Origin of the sequence: Flavobacterium sp. (genome assembly GCF_027490375.1) — a bacterium.
Lineage (GTDB): Bacteria > Bacteroidota > Bacteroidia > Flavobacteriales > Flavobacteriaceae > Flavobacterium.
Genome location: NZ_JAIXYH010000050.1, coordinates 25,636 through 32,132, shown reverse-complemented (window position 1 = coordinate 32,132; position 6,497 = coordinate 25,636). Strand labels below are relative to the sequence as shown.

Annotated in this window: 2 protein-coding genes; both read right to left on the bottom strand. The window is 42.8% G+C overall.

What is annotated here, in order from left to right:
- Positions 1-456 precede the first annotated feature (456 nt).
- The gene (locus Q0064_RS06170) at positions 457-1,368 is read right to left on the bottom strand and encodes an alpha/beta hydrolase-fold protein (protein ID WP_298145862.1); all 912 of its coding nucleotides are present in this window, start codon (positions 1,366-1,368) and stop codon (positions 457-459) included.
- 3 nt (positions 1,369-1,371) lie between these two features.
- Positions 1,372-6,492: a T9SS type B sorting domain-containing protein gene (locus Q0064_RS06165; protein ID WP_298145860.1), complete on the bottom strand. Its 5,121-nt coding sequence runs from the start codon at positions 6,490-6,492 to the stop codon at positions 1,372-1,374.
- Positions 6,493-6,497 lie beyond the last annotated feature (5 nt).

Sequence of the window (6,497 nt, the reverse complement as noted above, 5' to 3'; positions counted from 1 at the left end):
GATCCGCCTTCGACAAGCTCAGGCTCCGACGAAGTGTGGGCTCAGGGGGCAAAACGATACGTTAAGTGGTGAACGTCGCTGAGTCTTAATACTCAAATCTCCATTAGCCTTCGACAAGCTGCCTTCGACAGGCTCAGGCTCTCACGATACGTGGGTTTATTAGGATAAAACGGTACGTTAAGTGGTGAACTTCACGATCCCGATAGCTATCGGGACTAGCTTCTCGCTTCCCAAAAACGATACGTTAAATGGTGAACGTCGCTGAGTCTAGCTTCTAACTTCTATCCCGATAGCTATCGGGACTAACTTCTAAAAAAGATCCGCCTTCGACAAGCTCAGGCTCCTAAGATGCGCGGGCTCAGGGAGGAAAAACGATACGTTGAGAGGCAAACGCACCGCACGTACTTCTACTAAAAGCATATTCAATACTGCAATTGGTACTTTTTTGGTGACCGACTAATTTTTGAACGCAAATTTTAGTGGCGTTGCCAATCGATTCGCCCATGCTTTTTCGGAATGATCGGCGCCTTTATCGTAAACGGTCATCCAATTTTTGCTTGTGTAGCCTTTTTCGATCATTAATGCATCGACTTTCTCCTGCAAGGTCGGATACAACGCATCGAGCGTCTGGTCGCCGTAGTCGAAATAAATTTTATGTGACTTGGGAGCAGGTAAATGAGCTTTGAGGTATTGTAAAAAAGCATCGGGAATGGGGTTGTTTTCAAGCGTCCAAATACCCGGCCAATGCGTACTTAAGCATAACGCTTTACCAAAAATTTTAGGATATTCGCAAAGTGCGTAAATAGAGATTAATCCGCCCATGCTTGCGCCAGCAATCGCTGTAAATTCTCGACTTTTTAATGTGCTGTATTTTTTATCGATAAACGGTTTTAACTCGGTTACGATAAATTTTAAATAATTGTCGGAATCGATTTTATGTGCAAATAATTTTTGTCCCGGGCTACGTTCTCCTTGTAACAAATCGTTTTTAAAGGATTCGGGCAAAAGATTAAAAGGTTTTTCTGGGAAGTAATTGGCATGCCGTTCAACAGAAATATTGTGTATGCCAACAATGATGAACGGTTTAACTTCGCCTGAATTTTGGAGCTGTTGCGCGGTTTCATCGGCATTCCACGATTGCTTATTCCAAGTGGTGGAGGCATCGAACAACATTTGACCATCGTGCATGTACAACACGGCATATTTTAATTTTGGGTCGTAGTTTTCAGGAAGCCAGACATCGATATTTCTCGAAGAAATGTACTTTGAAGGGAAGTCGGCGATTCGTTCTACCGTTCCCGTAATTTCTTTTTGCGTTTGTGCCAGCATAAGTGAGGAAAACGCGAGCATGATTAGAACTGTTTTCATGTCTTATCGTTTTAAAGTAAAGTGTCCTCGATCGATACGCCCATCTGAAACGTAAAGTACATACCAGTAATCGTCGGCGGGCAGTGGGTTGCCATTAAGCGTTCCGTCCCAACCAATTTCATTACCTGCAGTAATCTCAAATACAAATTTTCCGTAGCGATCAAATACATATACGTAACTCTGAGGAAAATACAGGGCATTGATTCCTTTTATTCGCCAAAAGTCGTTGTAACCATCGCCATTTGGTGTGAAAAACTTCATAGCTCCAATTACTGCTATTTCACGGCTGATCTGTCCGCAACCGTTAACATCGTTTACATAAACGGTATGAAGTCCGGGTGCTACGTCTTCAAAAAAGTTATCGGTTTGATACGGTCCGAATTCGTTGTCGATACTGTATTCGTAGGTTCCCGATCCTGTTACTTCGATGAGTACCGTATTTTTATCTCTTAAATCTTCTACAACAATATTGCTTATCGTTGCAATACCCGAGTCTAAAACGGTAAATGTTCGCGTACGGCTGCATTGTGTAAATCTGTCGGAAACTCGAACGCTGTAATCGCCTGCTGTATTTGCGGTGTAAACGGGTCGGATTTGCCCGGGGATTTCCTCGCCGTTTCGAAACCAAGTGTAGGTATAATCTGTAAAAATGCCACCAAGAACACCTGCTTCCAAGGTTAGATTATCGTCTAAATTGCTGCATAAATAGTAGATATTCTCGTCGACTTCGTCAATATTCGGCAACGGATTAACTGTGAAAGAAAGTACAGCTGTTTCAGAACAGTTCGGATTGTTTGCATTATAGATTTCGGCGGTAATAACTTGTGTATTTGAATTAAAGCTTGAAGGAAAAACATCGAATAGCAAGTTGCCATTTTCGTCGAAGTATCGTGTAGAAAAGCTTGTTTGTCCTTGCGTTATAGTGTTCTGAACAGTAGATGTGTCAAAGACACTAAACCCATCGTTGTCTACAGGCTCGTCGTCGCATGCTATAAAGGTAAGCGCAGTGAGCGGAGTTGGTCGTTCATCCACAGTAAATGTGATACTTCCTGTTTCTACACAGGGTCCGTTTGGATCGTTGGTACTGTTATTAACCATGTTAACGGTAATGGTTTGTGTTTGTGTCAGAAACGGATTAGGCAGTGCATTTCCGATTACCGTGCCATCTTGCGCCAAAAACGTCAGGGTAATATTGGCTTGACCGTTAAGAATTTGAGCGCTTATGTTTGATGTATCGAAAACGAAATCTATACTCCCGTCGTTCAGAATTCTGTCGCACTGTCGTGGAATACTTGGTTCGTTAAATGTTGGGAGTTCTTCGACAGTTAAATTAATGTAGGGGCCAAGTCCAAAACACGCATTATCTGTTGTACTGTCAACGCGAACCCAAATTTGTTGTCCGCCCGGAAAACCAATATTTCGGTACGAATTTATGTTGGTGATGGCCAGTGAGCTGCCAGCAGCGTCTGTTTCAACGGTAGCATCGGCTTCAGTTCTATAAAATCGGATATTGATGTTAGGGTTGCCGCCAAAAAGATTTCGTATTTGATTCTCTGCCGGTGAAAAGTCGAAAGTACTGATACCGTCGCGGTCGTCGTTAGTAGCATCCACAAAATCATCGCATTTTGAAAAGGAATAGAGTGTTCCTGCTGGTATGGTTGTCGCGGATATATTTAAATTTACAGTTCCGATAGATACGCAACCGCTGGAATTATCGGTTACTCGAACAAAAACTGTAGATTGTACGCTGTTGCTGAATGACTGCGGATTTTGAATTTCTTCGGAGCTGATTTGGTTTTGAGCACCTAATTGACTTAAGTAGTAAACAAAAGTCTCGTTAGCTGCGTTTGCCGAAATACCGGTGTTTGCTTGTTCAAGATTAAATGGAGCAATGTTATCGAGATCAGTGTCACATTGCTTAAGTATAAAATTGTCGATAATCTGAGGTTTCGGAAGTACCGTTAGCGTTGCTGAAGCTGAAAAGTCGCCACAAGCATTAGCCGTTTGCAGTAAACGTGCGCGATATCTAAAGTTGTTTATTGCAGGTTGTAAGTTGTTAATAGTCAACGTAGCGGTTTGCGTACCCTGATACACGCTATTTTCAGGAAGATCAACAAAGGTTAGTCCGTCGCTGCTTTCTTGCCATTGATAACCTGCGATTGCGTTTGTTTGCACTGAAAATTGGGCAGTAAACGTTTGGCAAGCGGTAACATCCTGTGGTTGTTGCGTCACGGTAATAATACCCGGCACAACATAATCGTTGCTTGTTAAAGGCGTGTATCCCGTTGCGCTACTAGTTACCAAGCCATTACTATCAACGGTAAGCGGTGAGCTTCCTAACCGACCGTCGTTGTCTGCATCTGTGAATCCTGCTTCATTTACGTCGTTGCAGTCATCATCATCACTATCGAGATCGATGTAATTTGCAAACTCGGTAGTGCTGTCGGCATTCGCGGGCGTAAAGTTTATTTGTCCGCTTTCTACGGTTGTTTCTAAGATATTTGCTAATCCATTAATTCCAAAACTAGCGCCATCTATTTTACCGTTTCCATCAGTGTCGACAGCTGCCGAACCGGCTTCTACCAAGTCATAAATTCCATCGTTATCAGAATCTAGATCTACGTAATCGGGTACGCCATCAGTGTCGGTATCGAGGGTTCCCAAGCCAGGTTCTATCGCGTCGTTTATTCCATTGGCATTTGTATCGGCGAACGGAATATTTTGAAATGCTACGCCAGCAGCTTCTATTGGGTCTGGAATTCCGTCGTTGTCTGTATCGAGATCGTTGTAATCAAAAATCCCATCGCCATCAGTATCTCTCGGTAAGCAAGTTGCCCGTAGGTTAAATATTGCCGTATTAACGTCGGTTTCTGATAAATTTTTATGTATAAAATACAGTAGCGTTACGTCGGAAGCTTTTATTTCGAAATTGCCCGTTCCCAAAGCAAGAGGCGAACCACTGTTTAAACGAAAACGAACATCGAATCCTGAGAATTGTGTAATACCACTTTCGTAGATGCCGTCGTAGTTTGTGTCGATCAAAAGTAAGTCGGCGGGATTGATGATGGATATGTTTTTTTCGGGTGTGGATAGAATTCGGAAATCGCCGGCGGAATCAATTTGTGCATTAACTGTCGACGAGATAGGGTAGGTGATGCCAATGGAGATGGGCTGTAGCGAACTAAACTGTACGGTCATTTCATTGGTAAGGCCTACAGGCACAGTTGTTATGAAATTGCCATTAGTAAATCCTTGGAAACTCTGTGGAGTTGCTATAAAGGAAGGTGTATTCGTGATGGTATATGCGTTGTTGTAGTTCTGTACACTGATCGGTGTTTGTCCTACGGCGGCTGTATTCAAGGTGAAATCGCCGTATGATTCCGTACAGTTGGCAATACCGTCGTTGTCTAAATCTAGATCTACGTCGTTAATAGTGCCGTCAGCATCAGAATCTAGGGCGCAGGTACTTACAGGGATTTCATTAGATACTAAAGTAGTTCCGCAATCAGATATTGTAGCTCTAACGGCATAGAATCCAGGGCCTAATCCGCCATTTGCTACTTCTTGAGGAATGTAAACTCCTGAGTTTGCGCCGGGGATTGGGTTGCCATTAAATTCCCATTGAAATTGATCGAAGGCGGTCAGTTCGTTTACAGAGAGTTCGATATTTGGTATACAGTTGGCTTCTACCTCGGTATCGACAGCCTTAAAAGCTATTTCAGGTTTAAATGTGAAGCCGGAATAAAAACCGCCGTATGTTGCAGCACCGCTGGTTCCGTAATACGATACGTAAACCTGACTGCTGCTGTAAACTGAAACATTTCCTGTAAATCCTTGAAATGTATAGGTTTCGAAATTTGTGTTACCAGTAACGGGTACAGGACCGTTTACATTGATGTTGGGTGGCAAATTAGCGATCGTATAGTTTGTTCCATTAAGAATAAAGGAAAGAGTAGATCCAACTTCGGTAACCACAGCAACGGTTCCCGTGAAGCTGGCGTTACCTCCGATTTCGTTAATTAATGGGATGTTGTCGATAATTTTTGGTGTTTCGCATTTTAGTGGCGGAACAAAACACATGTTTTGATTGGCCTGCGGCGTAGCAACGGAAGGATCGGATCCGCCGATACTTTGAAATAAAAAAACACTCTTTGAAGTATTGATGTATAAATTTCCCTGCGGACTGTATACATTTCCTGTTGGCGCATAATAATCGCCTGCATTTAATACTGCTGCTGGCGTTAGCGTATTATCGTTTAGGTAAACTTCTGTGTTGTCCTGATCAGCCACAATTAGCGATCGCTCCACAATATCTGGTCCAATTCCACGAATCAAAATGTATTCACTTCCCGTAAGTTCGGCAGGTACAAGTTGGTCAAATCCCAAATCTAAATTACTTGCGTTACCATTGGTGCCAGCAATACTGCCGCAGTTTACAGCAATGGGTTTGTCGGAAGTTATTAGTGTTCCGATTAGTCCGTTTCTGTTTCCATCTGCTGGGCCTATTGTTGCAATACAAAACGACTCACCGCGATTTAAAGTAATATCGGGCTGTATGTTTGTACCGTTGTTAACCAATTGAACACCAAAATCTATGTCTGAAAAGCTAACTGTAGTATTGTTTTCGGTTGCCAATACGGTTGCAAAAGTGTAATGGTTTTGCGTGAATTCGGGAACATCTTCGTTGACAAAGGCTCCAACCCGGAATCGCTTTCCTAATGCCGCTAAGCCCTTCGAAACAATACTTCCTGCCTGGAAATTCTGCGGCGTCGTGGTCATACGAACAGTAACATACACCTGATCATCCGCCTCGACGATGAATCCTTTGTTATTAAATACGTTTCCAACTGTCCCACTTGAAATTAGAAATTGGCTGTTATCTCCGTTTCCGGCGAGATACACAAAAGGCTCATCTCTCGAAACAGTTCCTTCAACTACATCGCCGCCAATAATATTGATTCTGAAGTTGACGGGTGTCGTAGATGGACAAGAGATATACATGTATTGCCCCTGTCCAGCTTGAATAGGTGAGTTTGATACGGGAGGTATATAATGTGTTTTACTAAACTGCGCAGAGGCAGATATAGCGAAAAAGTATAGGATGATTTGGTAAATCTTTTTCATAGAAT